Origin of the sequence: Brevibacillus sp. HB2.2, from assembly GCF_013284275.1 — a bacterium.
GTDB classification, from domain to species: Bacteria; Bacillota; Bacilli; order Brevibacillales; family Brevibacillaceae; genus Brevibacillus; species Brevibacillus brevis_D.
In genome coordinates this window covers 1-1,789 of sequence record NZ_JABSUV010000088.1, presented here as the reverse complement: position 1 = coordinate 1,789, position 1,789 = coordinate 1, and the positions used below count along the sequence as shown (strand labels likewise).

Below are 1,789 nucleotides of genomic sequence, written 5' to 3'. Positions count from 1 at the left end.
CGAAGGGGACAAGGGCTATACTACAATTTTTCAAATTTGGTATTTTGACTAGATTCGAAAGCGGACATGAGGTTTCTTTACAGTTATTAAGTAGAATCACAAATAGCCGCTCCTGTAATGAACGGCTAAAAAGTGGATTGAGAATATTACAGAGTTATTTATCAGGTTTAGGATTAGTGGGTTTTGGGTTGCTTGTATCCGGCATATCAGGGTCGTGCTCATTGTCTCCATGACTGTTAGTGTTTGGGTTATGCCAGTGACCGGAATCTGGACTGTTACCGCCACTATTGTTATTACCAGGGTTGTTGTTATTACCAGGGTTGTTGTTATTACCAGGGTTGTTGTTATTACCAGGGCTGTTGTTATTACCAGGGCTGTTGTTGTTACCAGGGCTGTTGTTGTTGCCAGAGTTGTTGGTATTGTCGTTGGCCAAAAGTAGAGTCATCTCCATTCAGGTTAGTTGATTTTAATATTCTGCTCCAAATTAATATTTCTATTAGCGCTTTAGTTATGGAGGGAAACGAGAGTGGATGAAGCGAGATGGCATGAGATCAAAAGTGCTGACCCGTCATGGTTTTGAAACTTTCTTTGTAAGAACACTGTTTTCGTTGGGGACAACATCGAAGCGATGTGGCGGGAAATGGTTCAGGAGATAGAACGGTTCCGTGGCGAAACTGCTCGGTATCGTGAAGCACTAGAATATATCGCGGATGTGTCATTAGATAAACGTTGCGAAAAAGCAGCAAAGGATGAATTGGCTGGTGGCAATATCATTTAACACATTGGTAATTGAGAAGAACGGAGGTGAGACGGTGTACAAAACATTTCATGCTTCGGTAATGTTCTCAATAAGTAAAAAAGAGCCGCACTTACACGGCTCCAACTATTACATTCTTATTGACCACCTGTATTTGAAGCCCATACAGGATACCAGCCTTGATTCAAGTCCGTAGTGTTATAAAGAACTAAATTTCCATCATCTTGCATAATCAAAAGGTCGCCTCTAAGGTTTGCAGGTGGTTTACCTTGATAATGGATATTGCTCCATGCAGCGTTATCTGAATACCAAGCTGGATCACCATTCGCACGGTTCAAAACGAGTTTTCCGCTATAATAGTCAATTTTGAGATAGTGGTTCCCCCATTTGTCGTTGGTTTGCTTGGTCCATAAGAGGGTTTCTGGTCTGGGAAATCTCTTCCATAATTCAAGGTTTCCTCTCCATATTTGGATGTAGTAAGTATTGTTACTTGACTGTAGCATACAACCATTACAAAGTTGTTCACCAACCTTAATACGGTCAGACCCAAAAGCAAATGTTGCAGAAGTGAAATGGAGTTGTAGCATGAAAACCGCAAATAATAGCAAAATAATCTTTTTCATAGATAACCTCCTATCAGATGTGTTTTCCAAATGCTACTAAATTTTACCATATCATTATTAATGATGGAATAATCTTCGAAAATACAAATGAGGTGTAGTACCAATAGAGAGGAGGTGAAGTATGAGACGAAAGGGATATTTCCGGCGATGGTGGGAGCAGCGTTCAAGCGAATTATCGAATCTATTAAATCCCAAACAGTGGTTCTATGACCTTCTCGGTGGGGAAGCCAAGACATCCAGTGGGGTTAGGGTTACAAGCTCATCAGCTCTGTTGAATAGCAACGTTTATACTTGTGCATCTATCTTGGGCGGGGGGCTACTCGTATGCATTAAAGGAGGGAAAGCATGTCTGGCTCGATTATGATAAAGGCACCTTTGAGGATAAATTGGTGGCAGGATTGTCTAGGGG

The 1,789-nt window shown here is 41.2% G+C and carries 3 protein-coding genes; 1 reads left to right on the top strand and 2 read right to left on the bottom strand.

The window, feature by feature from the left end; all coding sequences use genetic code 11:
* Window positions 1-154: 154 nt before the first annotated feature.
* Window positions 155-433 (bottom strand): hypothetical protein, encoded by a 279-nt coding sequence (locus tag HP401_RS29395; RefSeq protein WP_173607616.1) that lies wholly within the window; start codon window positions 431-433, stop codon window positions 155-157.
* A gap of 207 nt (window positions 434-640) precedes the next feature.
* Between HP401_RS29395 and HP401_RS29390 the strand changes: the two genes are divergently transcribed.
* Window positions 641-778: a hypothetical protein gene (locus HP401_RS29390; protein ID WP_173607615.1), complete on the top strand. Its 138-nt coding sequence runs from the start codon at window positions 641-643 to the stop codon at window positions 776-778.
* 116 nt (window positions 779-894) lie between these two features.
* Here HP401_RS29390 and HP401_RS29385 read toward each other — a convergent pair whose 3' ends face one another.
* Window positions 895-1,380: a hypothetical protein gene (locus HP401_RS29385; RefSeq protein ID WP_173607614.1), complete on the bottom strand. Its 486-nt coding sequence runs from the start codon at window positions 1,378-1,380 to the stop codon at window positions 895-897.
* Window positions 1,381-1,789: the final 409 nt, after the last annotated feature.